The sequence below is a fragment of the Halorhodospira halophila SL1 genome (assembly GCF_000015585.1).
In the GTDB taxonomy this organism is placed as follows: Bacteria; Pseudomonadota; Gammaproteobacteria; order Nitrococcales; family Halorhodospiraceae; genus Halorhodospira; species Halorhodospira halophila.
In genome coordinates this window covers 652,022-667,716 of record NC_008789.1, presented here as the reverse complement: position 1 = coordinate 667,716, position 15,695 = coordinate 652,022, and the positions used below count along the sequence as shown (strand labels likewise).

The 15,695-nt window shown below is 69.4% G+C and carries 19 protein-coding genes; 10 read left to right on the top strand and 9 right to left on the bottom strand.

Translation table 11 applies throughout. The features are described from left to right. The first annotated feature begins 140 nt into the window (after positions 1–140). Positions 141–434, top strand: coding sequence for a hypothetical protein (locus HHAL_RS03010; protein WP_144446074.1), 294 nt, complete (start codon positions 141–143; stop codon positions 432–434). A gap of 111 nt (positions 435–545) precedes the next feature. Then, positions 546–1,964 carry a ribosome biogenesis GTPase Der gene (der, locus tag HHAL_RS03005; protein ID WP_011813400.1) on the top strand — a complete coding sequence of 473 codons (1,419 nt, stop codon included), beginning with the start codon at positions 546–548 and terminating at the stop codon, positions 1,962–1,964. 12 nt (positions 1,965–1,976) lie between these two features. Here the strand turns inward: der and HHAL_RS03000 are convergent, their stop codons facing one another. Further along, the gene (locus tag HHAL_RS03000; RefSeq protein ID WP_011813399.1) at positions 1,977–2,702 is read right to left on the bottom strand and encodes a PP2C family protein-serine/threonine phosphatase; all 726 of its coding nucleotides are present in this window, start codon (positions 2,700–2,702) and stop codon (positions 1,977–1,979) included. Between the two features lie 145 nt (positions 2,703–2,847). Here HHAL_RS03000 and HHAL_RS02995 point away from each other — a divergent pair, with 145 nt between their 5' ends. From HHAL_RS02995 to tspO, 3 genes are read left to right on the top strand one after another with little or no spacing between them, the layout of a single operon-like run. Then, complete coding sequence (locus HHAL_RS02995) at positions 2,848–3,846, top strand: permease (protein WP_011813398.1); 999 nt, start codon at positions 2,848–2,850, stop codon at positions 3,844–3,846. A gap of 50 nt (positions 3,847–3,896) precedes the next feature. Beyond that, positions 3,897–4,130, top strand: coding sequence for a thioredoxin family protein (locus HHAL_RS02990; RefSeq protein ID WP_011813397.1), 234 nt, complete (start codon positions 3,897–3,899; stop codon positions 4,128–4,130). After that, positions 4,127–4,621 (top strand): tryptophan-rich sensory protein TspO, encoded by a 495-nt coding sequence (tspO, locus tag HHAL_RS02985; protein ID WP_011813396.1) that lies wholly within the window; start codon positions 4,127–4,129, stop codon positions 4,619–4,621. Before HHAL_RS02990 ends, tspO begins: the two co-directional genes overlap by 4 nt. Positions 4,622–4,943: 322 nt before the next feature. Here the strand turns inward: tspO and HHAL_RS02980 are convergent, their stop codons facing one another. After that, positions 4,944–5,243, bottom strand: coding sequence for a YciI family protein (locus HHAL_RS02980; protein WP_011813395.1), 300 nt, complete (start codon positions 5,241–5,243; stop codon positions 4,944–4,946). A gap of 89 nt (positions 5,244–5,332) precedes the next feature. Between HHAL_RS02980 and HHAL_RS02975 the strand changes: the two genes are divergently transcribed. From HHAL_RS02975 to rluB, 5 genes are read left to right on the top strand one after another with little or no spacing between them, the layout of a single operon-like run. Then, positions 5,333–5,959, top strand: coding sequence for an L-threonylcarbamoyladenylate synthase (locus HHAL_RS02975; RefSeq protein WP_011813394.1), 627 nt, complete (start codon positions 5,333–5,335; stop codon positions 5,957–5,959). A 42-nt stretch (positions 5,960–6,001) separates the two neighbouring features. Further along, the gene (locus tag HHAL_RS02970) at positions 6,002–7,219 is read left to right on the top strand and encodes a tryptophan--tRNA ligase (RefSeq protein WP_011813393.1); all 1,218 of its coding nucleotides are present in this window, start codon (positions 6,002–6,004) and stop codon (positions 7,217–7,219) included. Beyond that, positions 7,216–8,043 carry a segregation and condensation protein A gene (locus tag HHAL_RS02965; RefSeq protein ID WP_011813392.1) on the top strand — a complete coding sequence of 276 codons (828 nt, stop codon included), beginning with the start codon at positions 7,216–7,218 and terminating at the stop codon, positions 8,041–8,043. The genes HHAL_RS02970 and HHAL_RS02965 overlap by 4 nt, the downstream gene beginning before the upstream one ends. Then, positions 8,040–8,672, top strand: a complete 633-nt coding sequence (gene scpB, locus HHAL_RS02960) for an SMC-Scp complex subunit ScpB (RefSeq protein ID WP_011813391.1) — start codon at positions 8,040–8,042, stop codon at positions 8,670–8,672. The genes HHAL_RS02965 and scpB overlap by 4 nt, the downstream gene beginning before the upstream one ends. Further along, a complete protein-coding gene (gene rluB / locus HHAL_RS02955; protein WP_011813390.1) occupies positions 8,662–9,498 on the top strand; it encodes a 23S rRNA pseudouridine(2605) synthase RluB in 837 nt (278 codons plus the stop codon). The genes scpB and rluB overlap by 11 nt, the downstream gene beginning before the upstream one ends. Here rluB and HHAL_RS02950 read toward each other — a convergent pair. From HHAL_RS02950 to HHAL_RS02920, 7 genes are all read right to left on the bottom strand, one after another. After that, positions 9,446–10,150, bottom strand: coding sequence for an endonuclease III domain-containing protein (locus HHAL_RS02950; RefSeq protein WP_011813389.1), 705 nt, complete (start codon positions 10,148–10,150; stop codon positions 9,446–9,448). The two genes, rluB and HHAL_RS02950, sit on opposite strands and share 53 nt — an antisense overlap. Continuing rightward, the gene (locus tag HHAL_RS02945) at positions 10,147–10,923 is read right to left on the bottom strand and encodes an SDR family NAD(P)-dependent oxidoreductase (RefSeq protein ID WP_011813388.1); all 777 of its coding nucleotides are present in this window, start codon (positions 10,921–10,923) and stop codon (positions 10,147–10,149) included. Before HHAL_RS02945 ends, HHAL_RS02950 begins: the two co-directional genes overlap by 4 nt. A 147-nt stretch (positions 10,924–11,070) precedes the next feature. Further along, the gene (locus HHAL_RS02940; protein WP_011813387.1) at positions 11,071–11,652 is read right to left on the bottom strand and encodes an HD domain-containing protein; all 582 of its coding nucleotides are present in this window, start codon (positions 11,650–11,652) and stop codon (positions 11,071–11,073) included. A gap of 380 nt (positions 11,653–12,032) precedes the next feature. Continuing rightward, a complete protein-coding gene (locus tag HHAL_RS02935) occupies positions 12,033–12,884 on the bottom strand; it encodes a phytoene/squalene synthase family protein (RefSeq protein ID WP_011813386.1) in 852 nt (283 codons plus the stop codon). A gap of 9 nt (positions 12,885–12,893) precedes the next feature. Then, positions 12,894–13,586 (bottom strand): HAD-IA family hydrolase, encoded by a 693-nt coding sequence (locus HHAL_RS02930; protein WP_011813385.1) that lies wholly within the window; start codon positions 13,584–13,586, stop codon positions 12,894–12,896. Further along, positions 13,583–14,320, bottom strand: coding sequence for a bifunctional 2-polyprenyl-6-hydroxyphenol methylase/3-demethylubiquinol 3-O-methyltransferase UbiG (ubiG, locus tag HHAL_RS02925; RefSeq protein ID WP_011813384.1), 738 nt, complete (start codon positions 14,318–14,320; stop codon positions 13,583–13,585). Before ubiG ends, HHAL_RS02930 begins: the two co-directional genes overlap by 4 nt. A 26-nt stretch (positions 14,321–14,346) precedes the next feature. Then, entirely contained in the window at positions 14,347–15,672 is a 1,326-nt protein-coding gene (locus HHAL_RS02920; protein WP_011813383.1) for a TRZ/ATZ family hydrolase, read from the bottom strand. Between the last annotated feature and the right edge of the window lie 23 nt (positions 15,673–15,695).

Sequence of the window (15,695 nt, the reverse complement as noted above, 5' to 3'; positions counted from 1 at the left end):
AACGCCCTGCGCCTCGGCGCGCAGCCTGCCGTGGAAGGGGTAGGGCGGAGACCGGAACCGAACAGCCGCAACCGGCAATGGAGTGCCGGATCGGCGTGCGGAGAGCCCGGCTACATCGAGTTGAAGCGCAGGAGGTAGTGATGTCTGCAGTTGGAGGAGTTGGCGGAGGTGCGCCGAGCATGCCGCCGCCGTCCCAGGGCGCGGGCGGTGACGACCCCTTCGAGGGGGAGGAGATGGAGAGCGCAGGCGGTTCCGAGTTCGGCGGTGATGCCGCAGGCGGGGCCGACACGGTAGACATCTCCTCGATCGCCGGCGGCGAGGACGTCGGCACCAGCACCGAGTCCCTTGAGGACGACGGTGGCGCTGCCAGCTACGACGCCTCGGGTGGCGTCGAAGATCTGGACGCTGGCGGTGAAATCGACGCCATGGTCTGACCTTCCCCGGGGGGCAGCGGCTCACGGGCCGTTGCCCCGTCCGTTATAATCCCCGCCCTCAGCCGCCGTTCAGCGCGGCACACTTGTCCCAGCCAATGCGGGGAATGCCCAATGTCTGCGGTAATCGCCCTGGTCGGGCGGCCGAATGTCGGCAAATCGACCCTGTTCAACCGGCTCACCGGCAGCCGCGACGCCCTCGTGGCGGATCACCCGGGCCTGACTCGGGACCGTCAGTATGGGATCGTGCGCCACCAGGGGGGCCACGCCGTGGTGGTGGATACCGGAGGCATGGGGGAAGAACTCGAGGGGGTCGGCGGCTGCATGCACGAGCAGGCCCGGGCCGCCATCGCCGGTGCCGATGCGGTCGTCTTCCTGGTCGACGGGCAGGCCGGGGCCACCGTCGGTGACGAGGAGATCGCCGCTGAGCTGCGGCGAGCCCAGGTGCCGGTGTTCCTGGCGGTCAACAAGACCGACGGGCTCGACGCCGGGGTGGCGGCCGCCGATTTCCACGGTCTGGGCCTGCAGCCGGTTCACGCCATCGCCGCGACGCGCGGTCGTGGGGTGGGCGAGCTGCTGGACGCCGTCTTCGCGCTCCTGCCTCCCGCTGAGCCGGATGCGGTGGGCTCCGATGGCCCAGGCGGGATTCCGGTGGCGATGATCGGCCGGCCCAACGTCGGCAAATCCACGCTGGTCAATCGCCTCCTCGGCGAGGAGCGGGTGGTGGTCTACGACGAGCCGGGCACCACCCGCGACAGTATTGCCGTGCCGTTCGAGCGCGACGGGCAGCACTACACCCTCATCGACACCGCCGGGGTGCGGCGTCGCGCGCGGGTTCAGGAGACGGTCGAGAAGTTCAGCGTGGTCAAGACCCTCGAGGCCATCGAGCGGGCCTCGGTGGTGATGCTGGTGACCGATGCCCAGGAAGGGATCACCGAGCAGGACGCGCACTTGGCCGGGCACGTCCTGCAGGCCGGGCGGGCGCTGGTATTGGTCATCAACAAGTGGGACGGCCTGGATCCCGATCAGCGCCGCAAGGTACGGCGGGATCTGGATCTGCGCTTCGCCTTCCTCGGTTTCGCCCGCCACCACTTCGTTTCGGCCCTGCACGGCAGTGGCGTCGGCCTGCTGCTCGAATCGGTGGAGCGCGCCCACGCCGCGGCACACCGGGATCTGGCCACGCCGGAACTCAACGACGCCCTGCAGGAGGCGCTGGCCAACCATCAGCCGCCGCTCTCGCGGGGGCGGCGGATCAAGCTGCGCTACGCCCACCAGGGCGGCCACAACCCGCCGGTGATCGTGATCCACGGCAACCAGGTGCAGCGGCTGCCGCGGGCCTATATGCGCTACCTGGAGAACTTCTTCCGCGACACCTTTGACCTCTACGGGACGCCGGTGCGCATCGAGTGCCGGGCCAGCGATAACCCCTTTGCCGACAAGCCCAACCAGCTTACCGAGCGCCAGCGCCGGCGGCGCCAGCGGGTGATTCACCACGCCAAGAAGCGCGAGAAGAAGCGCAAGCGCCGCCGCTAGACGGTCGGCGGGCTAGGTGCGGACCAGCACCACGGAGACGTTGTCCGGTCCGCCGGCATCCAGGGTGGCTTCGATCAGGTCCTGGGCGCGCTGGTTCAGTGAGCGGTCCTCCTCGGCCAGGATGGCGGCGATGGCGGCGTCCTCCAGGGGTTCGGTGAGGCCGTCGGAGCAGAGCAAAAACAGCTCCCCGGGCCGGCGGGGCAACCGGGTGACGTCGGATTCCGCCCAGGTCACGGCGCCAAGGGCGCGCTCCAGGACGTTGCGCTCCGGGGAGCGACGCCCCTCGGCCTCGGTCATCTCGCCGGTCTCCACCGCGCGCTGCACCGGCGTGTGGTCGCGGGTCAAGCGCTCCAGGCGGCCCTCGCTGAAGCGGTAGATGCGCGAGTCGCCCACGTGGGCCAGGGCCACCTCGTCGGGGGCCGCGCAGAGCAGGGCGAGGGTGGTGCCCATGCCCTCGTAGCGGCGGTCGCGCTCCGTGTAGGAGAGCACGGCCCGGTTGGCCAGCTGGACCAGATCCGCCGGGTCTCCACCGGACTCCAGCCAGGTGTGGTCGCTGCCGTGGTGCGTGCGCGCGATGCGGATGACCGCTTCCACCGCCAGCCGCGCCGCCTCGGCCCCGTAGGGCAGGCCGCCCATGCCGTCGGCCAGTACCGCCACCCCGGCCTCTTCATCCCAGTCGATGCGGTCCTCGTTGCGAGGTCGCTGGTGGCCGCGATGGGTCTCGCCGACGATCTCCATGGTTCGAGGCCTCCTGTCGTGGTTCCGAGCGTTCAATCCGGCCATCCTAGCCCGCAGGGCGCGACACGGGAACCGTTGACCGATTTGATATATGGAGAAACGTATATAACAATGGCGCCAGATATCGAAACCCTGGTCGCCCATCATGCTTGAGCTCTTCGCCCAGTTCGCCACCCTGATCGTTCACGAACTGCTGCGCATCGAGGCCGGTACGCCGTTCGGCGATGCGGCACACTTCTTCGTCGAGAGCACGGCGAAGATCTTCGTCCTGTTGGCCGTGCTGATCTATGTTATCGCCCTGGCCCGGGCCTCGCTCAACGTGGAGCGGGTGCGGGCCTTCCTGGCCGGTCGCAACCGCTTCCTCGGCTACTTCCTCGGCTCGACCTTCGGGGCGGTCACGCCGTTCTGCTCCTGCTCGAGTGTACCGGTGTTCATCGGTTTCACCACGGCGCGGATCCCCATCGGCGTCACCATGGCCTTTCTGATTACCTCGCCGATGATCAACGAGGTGGCCGTCGTCCTGCTCTGGGGCCTGCTCGGCTGGGAGTTGACCCTGATCTATGTGGCCGTTGGCTTTGTGATCGGTATGGTCGGCGGCGCCTTCCTCGACGCCATCCGTGCCGAGCGGTATCTGCAGCCGTTCCTGGCCAAGGCGTACGCCGAGGGCAACGCGGCGGCCGCTGGGGATGCCCGCGCGGAACGCTTGACCCTGCAGCAGCGCCACGACTTCGCCTGGAAGGAGGTGCGCGAGATCTTCGGCCGGGTCTGGAAGTGGGTCTTCATCGGCGTGGGCCTGGGGGCGGCCCTCTACGGCTTCGTTCCGGACGGGTGGATCGAGGAGAATCTCGGTGCCGGGCACTGGTGGCAAGTGCCGGCGGCGGTGCTGGTCGCCATCCCCCTGTATACGAATATCACCGGCGTGGTCCCGGTGATGGAGAGCCTGATCGTTCAGGGGCTGCCGATCGGCACCACGCTGGCCTTCTGCATGAGTACGGTGGCCGCGAGCTTCCCCGAGTTCGTGCTGCTCAAGCAGGTCATGCAGTGGCGGCTGTTGGCGATCTTCTTCGTCCTGCTGCTGGTGGCCTTCACCTTGGCCGGGTGGATCCTCAATGCGGTCGAACCGCTACTATTCGCCGGGGTGTGAGGGGCTCGGCAGCCCGTTATCATGTCTGTGCAAACGGAGGAGCTTGTCCGATGAAAGCCATCAAGGTACTGGGTAGCGGCTGTGCCAAGTGCAACAACACCGCCGAGCGGATCGAGCAGGTGGCTGCCGATCTGGGTTTGGCTGCACAGGTGCAGAAGGAGACGGGGCCGGAGGCCCTGGTTCAGTATGGTGTGATGTCGACACCGGCCGTGGTGGTGGACGAGCAACTGGTCCACAGTGGCTCGGTGCCTGAACCCGAGCAGATCAAGGAGTGGCTGCAGTGAGTCTTTTGATTTTTATCGCATTTCTCGGCGCCTGCATGGCGGCGGCGGCTACCGGAGCGATGTTCGGCCCGGGGCGCTGGTACGACGAACTGGACAAGCCGAGCTGGACGCCGCCGAACTGGCTGTTCCCGGTGGCGTGGACGGTACTCTACCTGGCGATCGCCGTGGCTGCCTGGCGGGTGGCGATGTCCGGTTCCGAGGTCCTGGCCCTGGGCCTGGCCCTGTGGGCGCTGCAGATCGCCCTGAACACCCTGTGGACGCCGGTGTTCTTCGGTCTGCAGCAGCTCTTTGGCGGCCTGGTGGTCCTCGGGGCCCTGTGGCTTTCGGTGCTGCTGACGACGGCGGCGTTCCTGGCGGCCGACTGGCTGGCCGGGCTGCTGTTCATCCCGTATCTGGCCTGGGTCAGCTTCGCCGGCGCCCTGAACTACGACATCTGGCGGCGCAACGGTGACGCGCCCTCGGCGGGTGCCACCGAGCAGCGCGGCGCCTGAGTCGTTCCCGGGGCCCCGGAGACGGGGTCCCGGGGCCGTGGAGGCGGCTGTCGAACCCACCCGCTGTGGGGTGTGACGGGCCGGACCGGCGCCGAACGAGCGCGCCCCGCTGGCGGGGTCCCTTGCGCGCCTCGCCCCGGCGGGGCCGCTCGCTTAACTCGCGGCGCTGCGCGCCGCTCGGACAAAACCTCGCTGATCAGCGCGAACCGGCAAAGGTTCGCGCTGAACCCCCGCCGGGGCTGCGGTGCTCAGCGCGCTCAATGGCGCCGGTCCGGCCCGTCACACCCCACAGCGGGTGGTGTCCGGCCGCTCGGTGTCGCGGTCAGGGCAAGACCGGCTTGAACGGCCGGACCTCCACCTGCTCGTAGACGCCCGCCGCCACGTAGGGGTCGGCATCGGCCCACGCCTGCGCCGCCTCCAGGGAGTCGAATTCGGCAACCACCAGGCTCCCCGTGAAGCCGGCGTCGCCGGGGGTCTCGGTGTCCACCGCTGGATACGGTCCGGCCAGCAACAGCCGCCCCTCGTCCCGAAGCTGCTCCAGCCGGGCCAGGTGATCCGCCCGTGCCGACTGGCGCAGCGGCAGGCTGTTCTCCACATCTTGGCTGATGATGGCGTAATACATGGCTCGTTACCTTATCGCTCCGAAAAGGGGTCCGGTACAATGAAGCCGTGCCCCGGGATGGCCGGGGCGTGTCCACGGGAGAGGAAGTCATGGCGCAGTACTTTGAAGTCCATCCGGAGACGCCCCAACAGCGCCTGATCAACCAGGCCGTGCAGATCCTCGCCGATGGTGGCGTTATCGCCTACCCGACGGATTCGAGCTACGCCCTCGGGTGTCGCCTCGGCGACAAGGCGGCCCTCGACCGCATCCGCGAGATCCGGCGTCTGGACAATAGCCATAACTTCACCATGGCGTGCAAGGATCTCAAGGATATCGGCACCTACGCCAAGATGGAAAACTACGCCTATCGCCTGCTCAAGTCCCATACCCCGGGGCCGTACACCTTCATCCTGCGGGCGACCTCCGAAGTCCCCCGGCGCTTGCAGCACCCCAAGCGCAAGACCATCGGCATCCGCGTGCCGGATCACCCGGCGAGCCGGGCGTTGCTCAACACCCTCGGTGAGCCCCTGATGAGCGTCACGCTGCAAATGCCCGGTGACGACATGCCGCTCAATGACCCCGAGGCGATCCAGGAGCGCATCGGCAAGCTGATCGATGCCGTCGTGGCCGGCGGTCCCACCGGCGGTGGCGTCAGTACCGTGATCGATCTCACCGGCGAGGCCGCCGAGGTCATCCGCGAAGGGGTCGGCGATACCCGCGTCTTCCAGGGCGCTTGAGCGCCCCGGCTCGAATCGCGAATCAACGATAAGGAGCGTTGCTTGGCTAACATCAACCAACGACCCAGCCGCGTCCTGTCGGGCATGCGCCCGACGGGACGGCTGCATCTGGGCCATTACCACGGCGTGCTCAAGAACTGGGTGCGCCTGCAGAACGAGTACGAATGCTTCTTCTTCGTTGCCGACTGGCACGCCCTAACCACCCACTACGAGACCCCCTGGGTGGTCGGGGACAATGTCTGGGACATGGTCATCGACTGGCTGGCCTGCGGCGTCAACCCGAAGCTGGCACGGCTGTTCATCCAGTCCCGGGTGCCCGAGCACGCGGAGCTCCATCTACTGCTGTCGATGATGACCCCGCTGGGCTGGCTCGAGCGGGTGCCAACGTTCCGTGATCAGCAGGAGCAGCTGAACGACCGCGACCTGTCCACCTACGGTTTCCTCGGGTACCCGTTGCTTCAATCGGCGGATGTGCTCATCTACAAGGCCACCGAGGTGCCGGTGGGCGAAGACCAGGTGGCCCACCTGGAGCTCACCCGCGAGGTGGCCCGCCGTTTCAACCACCTCTACGGCGTCGAGCCGGATTTTGAAGAGAAGGCCCAGGAGGCGGCGCGCAAGATGGGCAAGAAAAACGCCCGCCTCTACCAGGACCTGCGCCGGCGCTACCAGCAGGATGGCGATCGCGAGGCCCTGGAGGTGGCGCACGCGTTGCTCGAGGGGCAGCCGAACATCACCGTGGCCGACCGCGAGCGCCTCTTCGGCTACCTCGACGGCACCACACGGGAGCTGCTGCCGGAGCCCGAGGTGCTGCTGACGCCGACGGCGAAGATGCCCGGGCTCGATGGCCGTAAGATGTCCAAGTCCTACGACAACACCATTGGCCTGCGTGAGCCCACCGACGACGTGGTCCGCAAGCTGCGCACCATGCCCACGGACCCGGCCCGGGTGCGCCGCAATGACCCCGGGAATCCCGAGAAGTGCCCGGTCTGGGACTTCCACCAGGTCTACTCTGACGAGTCGACCCGTGCGTGGGTGCAGGAGGGCTGCACCACCGCCGGCATCGGCTGCCTGGAGTGCAAGCGCTGCATCATCGACGCCGTCGAGGCCGAGCTGTCGCCGATCCGCGAGCGGGCGCGGGAGTACGAGGACGATCCCGAGCATGTGCGCTCGGTCATCGTCGACGGCTGTGAGCAGGCCCGCGAGGAGGCGCGAGAGACCCTTGGCGAGGTGCGCAGTGCCATGGGCCTGGAGTACCGGTGAGCGAGACCGCCGCCGAGGCGACCCCTGCCGAGGATCCAGCCGGCGGCGGCGAGCCGGTGGCCCGCGTCGGCGATGAAGCGCTGCGGCGGCTGCCGGACGACCTTTACATCCCCCCGGACGCCCTCGAGGTCTTCCTCGAGGCGTTCGAGGGGCCGCTGGACCTGCTCCTCTACCTGATCCGGCGACAGAACCTCGACATCCTCGATATCCCCATCGCCGAGATCACACGGCAGTACATGGAGTATGTCGAGCTGATGCGGGAGATGCGCCTGGAGCTGGCCGCCGAGTACCTGGTGATGGCGGCCATGCTCGCGGAGATCAAATCGCGCATGCTGCTCCCCCGGCCGGCGGCGGCCGAGGAGGACGAGGAGGAGGACCACGACCCGCGGGCCGAGCTGATCCGTCGGCTGCAGGAGTACGAGCGCTTCAAGAAGGTGGCCGAGCAGATCGACGAACTCCCCCGGGTGGGGCGGGACATCTTCCCGGCGGCGGCCGAGGCGCCGGCGTGCCAGCCCCAGGCGCAACCGCCGGCGGTCAGCCTGCGCGAGCTGGTGCTGGCCTTCTCGGAGGTCATGCGCCGGGCGCAGCTGAACGAGAACCACCAGGTTGAGCGTGAGGCGATCAGCATCCGTGAGCGGATGAGCGATACCCTGAGTCGGCTCAACAATGAGCGCTACACCCCGTTCCAGGCGCTGTTTCAGGTCGAGGAGGGGCGCACCGGAGTGGTCGTGACCTTCCTCGCGCTGCTCGAACTGGTGCGCGAGTCCATGGTGGAACTGGTCCAGGCCGACGCCTTTGCCCCGATCTATATCCGCGCGCGATGAACATGCCACCACTCAAGCAGATCATCGAGGCGGCGTTGCTCGCCGCCGGCGAAGCCCTGACCTTCGAGCGCATCCAGGGTCTGTTCGATGCCGACCGGGCCCCGAGCCGGGATGACATCCGTCGGGCCGTGGCCGAGCTCTCCGCGGACTACCAGGGTCGCGGGATCGAGATCCGCGAGGTGGCCGGCGGCTACCGCATCCAGGTTGGCGCCGAGATGGCCCCATGGGTCTCGCGGCTCTGGGAGGAGAGGCCGGCCCGTTACTCACGGGCTGTCCTCGAGACGTTGGCCCTGATCGCCTACCGCCAGCCGATCACCCGGGGGGAGATCGAACAGGTGCGCGGGGTCAGCGTCAGCACCTCGATCATCCGCACGCTCGAAGAGCGCGGCTGGATCCGCGTGGTGGGGCGCCGGGACGTGCCGGGGCGCCCGGCGATGTACGCCACCACCCGGGGGTTCCTCGAACACTTCAACCTGCGCGGGCTGGATCAGCTTCCGGATCTGGCCACGCTGCAGGATCCGGACCAGGCGCATCTGGAGCTGGATCTGCGTCTGCCCGACGAGGGCGACGAAAGCGACGAGGATCCGGCAACCAGCGATGAACAACAGGGGGCGACCCGTGACGAGTGACGGTGGGAATCAACCCGCAGGGGAGAAACTGCAGAAGGTGCTGGCGCGTGCCGGGCTCGGCTCGCGCCGCGAGATGGAGGCGGCCATCCAGGCCGGACGCGTGCGCATCGAGGGGCGTACGGCCAAGCTCGGCGACCGCGCACGGCCCCGCGATCACGTGGAGCTGGACGGCCGCACGGTGCAGCGGGTCCACCGCGAGCCGCCGCGGCGGGTCCTGCTCTATAACAAGCCCGAGGGCGAGGTGACCACCCGCTCCGATCCGGAAGGTCGGTCGACGGTCTTTGAGCGGCTGCCGCGCACGCCCGGGCGGTGGATCGCCGTCGGGCGGCTGGATATCAACAGCCAGGGCCTGCTCCTGTTCACCAATGATGGCGAGTTGGCCAACGCCCTGATGCACCCCTCCACCGGTGTCGAGCGCGAGTACGCCTGCCGGATCCACGGTGAAGTCACCGAGGAGATGGTCCATCGGCTGGTGGACGGCGTCGAGCTGGAGGACGGTCCCGCCCACTTCGAGGTCGTGGAGTCGGGGATGCCGGTGGACGAACCCCAGGAGGGCACCAACGCCTGGTACCACGTCATTGTCACCGAGGGCCGCCGCCGGGAGGTGCGCCGGCTATGGGAGTCGCAGGGGGTCACGGTCAGCCGCCTGATCCGCGTGCGCTACGGGCCCATGGTGATGCCACGGGATCTGCGCCGCGGCCAGTTGCGCGAGCTGGATGAGGCCGGCAAGCGCGAGCTCTATGAGCACGTCGGTCTGACCCCGCCGGAGCCGGTCAGGCGGCCGGCCCCGCAGCGTCGCCGGCGGCGTGGGCGCAAGCGGCGTTGAGCGGGCAGTCCGGGCAGCGCGGCGTGGGGCGACAGGTGTCCTTACCCAGAGCGACGATCTGGGCGTGCAGCTCGTTGAAGGCCGCGGTGTTCGGCCCCAGGGCCGCCTCGACGCCGCCCCGTAGCCGCTCGTAGCCCTCGTCGCCCTGGATCCAGCCCAGGCGCTGGAGGATCCGCCGGGTATAGGCGTCGACCACGAACACCGGGCGGTGGAAGGCGTAGAGCAGGATGTCGTCGGCGGTCTCGCGTCCGACCCCGTTGACCGCCAACAGCTTCTCGCGCAGCGCCTCGGTGCGCTGGAGCTGCATGCCCTCCATGCAGCCTTCCTGCAGGTAGGTGATGCACAGGTTGCGTAGTCGTCTGGTCTTGACGTTGAAGTATCCCGCCGGGCGGATGGCCGTGGCCACTTCCTCCGGGTCGGCCTCGATCAGCGCCACCGGATCGAGCAGCCCGGCCACCCGGAGCTGCTCCATGGCGCGCTCGACGTGACTCCAGGCGGTGTTCTGCGTCAGGATCGCCCCGACCAGCACCTCGAAGGCGGTCTCCGCCGGCCACCAGTGCTGCTCACCGTGGTGGGCCACCAGCCGCTCGAGCAGCCAGGCCAGACGCTCCTCGGTCAGACCGGGGTGAGGGCGTGGCGCCGTCGTGCTCACGCCTGCGCGGGCTCGACGCTCAAGGCCTGGCCGTGGCAATCCCGCCCGTCGGGGCCGAGCAGGCGCAGGAAGGCCCCGGCCACCTGCTGGGGCTGGGTGAGTTCCAGCGGGTTCTCGAACGGGAACTCCTTCTGCCGCAAGCCGGTGGCGACGATGCCCGGGTCGAGGGTGTTGACGCAGACGCTGGTGTTTTCGGCCAGCTCGGCCGCGAGCACCCGCATCAGACCCTCGAGCCCGGCGTTGGCGACGGCGTAGGCGCCGCCGTAAGCCTTGCGCCCATTGCGGCCGCTGGCGTCGCTGGTGAAGAGGATGCTGCCCTGGTCGGACTCGCGCAGCAGGGGCAGGCACGCCTGGGTGAGCATGAAGGCGGCGTTGAGGTTGACCTGCAGGGTCTTGTACCAGGTCTCCATGTCGTAGAGCTCGATGGGGGCGGGCTTGCCCATGGTCGCCGCGGCGTGGAGGAGGCCGTCGAGGCGCCCGAGCCCTTCCCGGATGCGTTGTGCGACCTCGGGGAAGTTGTCGAAGGTGGCGCCTTCGAGGTTCATCGGGTAGATCGCCGGCTCCGGGTGGTTGTCCTCGACGATGCGGTCGTAGAGGGCCTCGAGGGCCTTGAGGTCCTTATCGAGGATGACCAAGGTCGCACCGGCGGCGGCGAGGCGGCGGCAGACGGCGCTGCCGATGCCGCCGGTGGCGCCGGTAACCAGGATGACGCGCCCGTCAAAGGCGTCTTGGGCGGGCTGGTAGTCGGCGGAGATCAACGCTTGTTCGGCCACGATTATCCCCTGATGGTGGTGAACGACGGGAAACGCCGTACCTTACCCAGCGCTCCGGTGGCGAGCAAGGCAGGCCGGGAGGGGCCCGGGGCCGAACACCGGGGAATGGGCGGTCCATCGAGCCCTCCGGGACAGCGGCGCTCGTCCTCAGGCAGGCGTTCCCCGGGGGTTCGTCTCCACGGGGAAGCACTTGGCTTCGGCAGCCACCAGTTCCTTGGCGGCAAGCATCCGCACCGGCGGACTGGCTTGCCCGAGGGACTCGTAGAGGGCCCGGCACTCTGGCACGTAGCGACGCGCGAAGGCGAGGTCGTGGTCAGCAATGGAGGCGAGGTTGCTGGCCAGGTCGGCGCACTTGATCGTCTGCACCCAGCCTGGCGCCTGACGCAGCTGCTTAACGGCGCGGGCCGTGCGCTGGTCGCGGGGTTCGTCTTCCTGGCTCGCGGGGCAGGTCAGCCACATCACACCGGAGCGCACCTGCTCACCAAACTGGGCGCAGAGCATCCCGGGTTCCAGGCTGGAGTCCTCGACGGCATCGTGGAGCCATGCGGTGATCAGCGCGTCGGTCTCTTCTGTCCCGAGCCGCGTCAGGGCCGCCACCTCGGCGAGGTGCTTCCAGTACGGCTCGCCGGTATAGCGCCGCCGCTGATCGCGGTGGATGTACATGGCCAGGGTGATCGCTTCGTAGAGGCGCTGCTCGTCGCGGGCCGATGGCTGCTGCGGATCGGTCATGGGCCTGCTCTCGCGGTCTGTGGTGGCCGACGGGGTCGCATTTGCTGCATCTACTTTACCGGTTTCGCAACCTGCTGCCCATGCAGGGGAGAAGGGGTGAGAGCCGCCCGGCAGGCAAGCGCTGCCAGCGGGCCTCGTGGGTAACGCGAGCAGCCGCCCTCCGGCCGCAGGCCCCGGGCCGGATCGGCGGACGCGCCCCTGCGGGGTCCCCTGTGCTGTTCGCCCGCGCAGGGCCGCGCGCAAAGGAACGGCGCTGGTGCGCCGTTCTGCGCTGCGCGCTGACCAGAGCGCGAACCAGGAAAGGTTCGCGCTGGCCCCCTGCTTGGGCTGTGCTGCTCGGCGCGTCCGCAAAGATCCGGCCCGGGGCCTGCGGCCGGGGGCTACGGCTGCCCCCGCCAAGCGACCCACACCTTGCGCAACGGCGTGAGCGTCAGCCGGCCACGGATCAGCTCCGCCGGCCCGCGGCGCAGGATCTCCGCGATCAGCGCCTGGTGCAGCGCAGCGTACGCCGTCACCGGGCGCAAGGCAGCCACCCGCCGACGGTCCTCCGGCGCCTGCCCGCGCGCCGCCGGAAACAACGGCGCGATGGCATCGGCCTGCACGGCCAGCGCCCGAAGCAACGAGGGCAGGGCCGTGCCATCGGACTGGAGCAACGGCCCCTCCGCCGGCACCCCGGCCTGGCGCAGCGTCTCCCGGGGCAGATCACTGTCGCCGTAGCGCGCAGCCAGCCCCTGCAGGCGCAGACTGCGGGTGAGCCCGACAGCGCTGCCCAGGGCCGTGGCGTACCCAGTGGCGCTAGCGTCGCCGACCAGCACCTGCGCTGCCAGACGCAGCGGGGCCGCAGCGTGGCGCTCGGCCAGACGGAGCTGCTCGGGAAAAGTCTCCGGCCGGTCGCCGTCCAGCGCACGGTCCGCCTCATCGAGGATCGCGCGCAGCTCCGCGCCCGGGAGTTGGTGCTCATGCACTGCAGCGGCCAGCGGCGCCGCCAGCGGGTGCTGCCCGCCGCCCTCGAGGATCCGGGCCAGCTCGGTGCGCCACCAGTGCAGCGTGGCGCGGCCGACTTCGGCCTCCTGGGTATGCCACGGGATGCGCCGGATCTCGCCCGTGAACGCCGCGATGGCCTGCAGCGGTTCGCGCTGGTGCGCCGGTGCCAGGCGCAGGGCGTAGTCCAGGCTCGAGCCTGGCGGCGCCGCGCGGGCCAGGGTCTCGGGAGGGATGTGGCTTGGGCTCATGATGCGCTGCTAGGCGGTGGAAGGTTCGAGTCTGGCGTTCAGCCCCGGATCGATCCAACCCAGCAACTCCGCGGGTTGCCGGATCAGCCCGTGGGCGCCCCACAGGGCGGGGCGATCGCCGGCGTGGAGGTAGCCGAACAGCGCCACCAGCCCTCGGGCGCCGGCTGCCGCTGCGGCGTCGATATCCCGCCGGGCGTCGCCCAGGCTCCAGCACGCCTCGGGCGGGCAGCCCAGGGTGGCCGCGGCGTGGCGGATCGGATCGGGGTGGGGTTTGGCCCGGGCCAGGGTGTCGCCGCAAACCACGGCCCCGGCACGGGTATCCAGCCCCAGGCGCTCCAGCAGTGGCTCCGTGAGGTCGGTGGGCTTGTTGGTCACGATGCCCCAGGGGATGCCCTGGGCCTCCAGGGTGTCGAGTACCGACGCCATACCCGGAAACAGGCGGCTCTCATCGGCGATGCGGGCCCGGTAGCGCCGGACCAGCTCCTGCTCCAGGGCGACGGCGTGCGGATCACTCGGGGGCAGCGAAAAGGCGTGGCTGACCATGATCCGCGCCCCGTGGGAGACCGTGGCCTGCAGGGCGGCGCTAGGCGCCGGGGTGCGGCCGGCCTCGGCGAGTAACCCCTGGAGGCAGGCGATCAGATCCGGCGCCGTGTCGACCAGCGTGCCGTCAAGATCGAAGAGGACGCCGTGCCGGGCCGTCATGCCTTGCGCAGATGCGCGAAGTAGTTCACCGAGGCGTCTCGCTTCAGCCAGGCCGTGCGGGCGAACGGGTTGTAGCCCAGCCCGGTCACCTGCTGGAGGGCCAGGCCGTGGGGGCGGCCCCAGCGGGCCAGCTCCGAGGGGCGCACGAAGCGCTCGTGCTGGTGGGTCCCCCGGGGCAGCAGGCCGAGGATGTACTCGGCGCCGACAATGGCCAGGGCGTAGGCGCGCAGGGTGCGGTTGATGGTCGAGAAACAGGCATCGCCGCCGTCGCGCAGCAGGGTGGCGATGGCGGCCACCACCGATTCCGGGCGCGGAGTGTGTTCGATCATCTCCATGCAGACCACGGCGTCGAAGGGCTCGATCTCGCCGCGGCGGGCTTCCTCGGCCAGTTCCTCCACCGTGCAGACGCGGTAGTCCAACGTGGTGATCTCCGCCTCCAGGGCGTGGAGCTTGGCGGTCTGCAGCGCCTGGCGTGCCGTGTCGATGCCCAGAACCTGCGCGCCCTGCCGGGCCATGGCCTCGGCCAGCAGGCCACCACCAGCGCCGACGTCGAGGATGCGCTTGCCGGCCAGCCCGCCGAGCCGTGCCTCGACCCACTCCAGGCGGATCGGGTTGATGTCGTGCAGCGCCCGCTGGCTGCCGTCCGGCTCCCACCAGTCCCCGGTGGCGTCGAACTGCGCTGTCTCGCGGGTGTCCTCGTTGCGTTCGCTGCCCTGGTCGTCGGCCCGGGTCATGGGCTTCCCTCCGTCACCGTGTGCGCCTATTGCGCCCGTTCTGCGGCGATCCGCTCCCGCCACTGCTCGGCACGGGCAATGGTCTCGGCGGTATCCAGCGTGGTCAGCTGGCCGTTGCGCACCCGGGGCTGACCGCCCACCCAGACGTCAGTGACGTGCTGGCGGTTGGCGGCGTAGACCAGCTGCGAGAGCGGGTTGTAGATCGGGTGCTGGTTGAGGTCCGCCAACGAGATGGCGGTCAGGTCGGCGGCCTTGCCGGGGACGATGGAGCCGATCTCGTCGTCCAGGCCGAAGGCCCGTGCCGCGTTGATGGTGACCATAGCCAGGGCCTGCTCGGCGGGGAGGGCAGCGGCGTCGCCGGAGACCGCCTTGGCCAGCAGGGCCGCGGTGCGCATCTCGCCGATCAGATCGAGATCGTTGTTGCTGGCCACGCCATCGGTGCCCAGGGCTACATTGACCCCGGCCCGGGTGAGCGCCGCGGCAGGGCAGAAGCCGCTGGCCAGCTTGAGGTTGGCCTCCGGGCAATGCAGCACGTGGGCACCCGCGGCAGCCAGGCGCTCGATCTCGGCGGATTCGAGCTGGGTGGCGTGGACGGCGAGCAGCCGGGGCGAGACCAGACCGACCTCATCCAGCCGCTGCAGGGGCCGCTTGCCGGTCTCACGCAGGCTCTGCTGGACCTCGTCGGCAGTCTCCTGGACGTGGATGTGGATGGGCACGTCCAGCCGCTCGGCGTGCTCGCCGATCCGGCCGAGGAAGCTGTCGTCTACGGTGTAGGGCGAGTGGGGCGCGAACAGGGTGCGCACCAAAGGGTCGTCGCGGAACTGCTCGTGGAGCGCCAGCCCCTTCTCCAGGTACTCGTCCAGGCTCTGCGCGTAGCCACTGGGGACGCCGATGACGATCATCCCGAGCAGTGCCCGCATGCCCACCTGGCGGGCGGCCTCGCCGGTGACTTCGGGGTAGAAGTACATGTCGTTGAAGCAGGTCACCCCGCCGCGGAGCATCTCGCCCATGGCCAGGGTGCTGCCGTCGCGCACGAAGGCCTCGCTCACCCAGCGCTGCTCGGCTGGCCAGATGTGCTCGGTCAGCCAGGTCATCAGCGGCAGGTCGTCGGCCATGCCGCGCAGCAGGGTCATGGCGGTGTGCGTGTGGGCGTTGATCAGCCCCGGGATGAGGACGTGCTCGCCGAGTTCGCGTTGCTCGTCGGCCTGGTAGGCTCGGCGCAGGTCGTCGTTACCGGCCACGGCCACGATGCGCCCGTCGCGTAGCGCGACCCCGTGGTCCTCAAGCACGTGCCCGGTCGGCTCGACCGGGATCACCCAGCGGGCGTGGATCAGAGTGTCGACACGTTCCATAATACGCTCCGTTTTCACTGCAG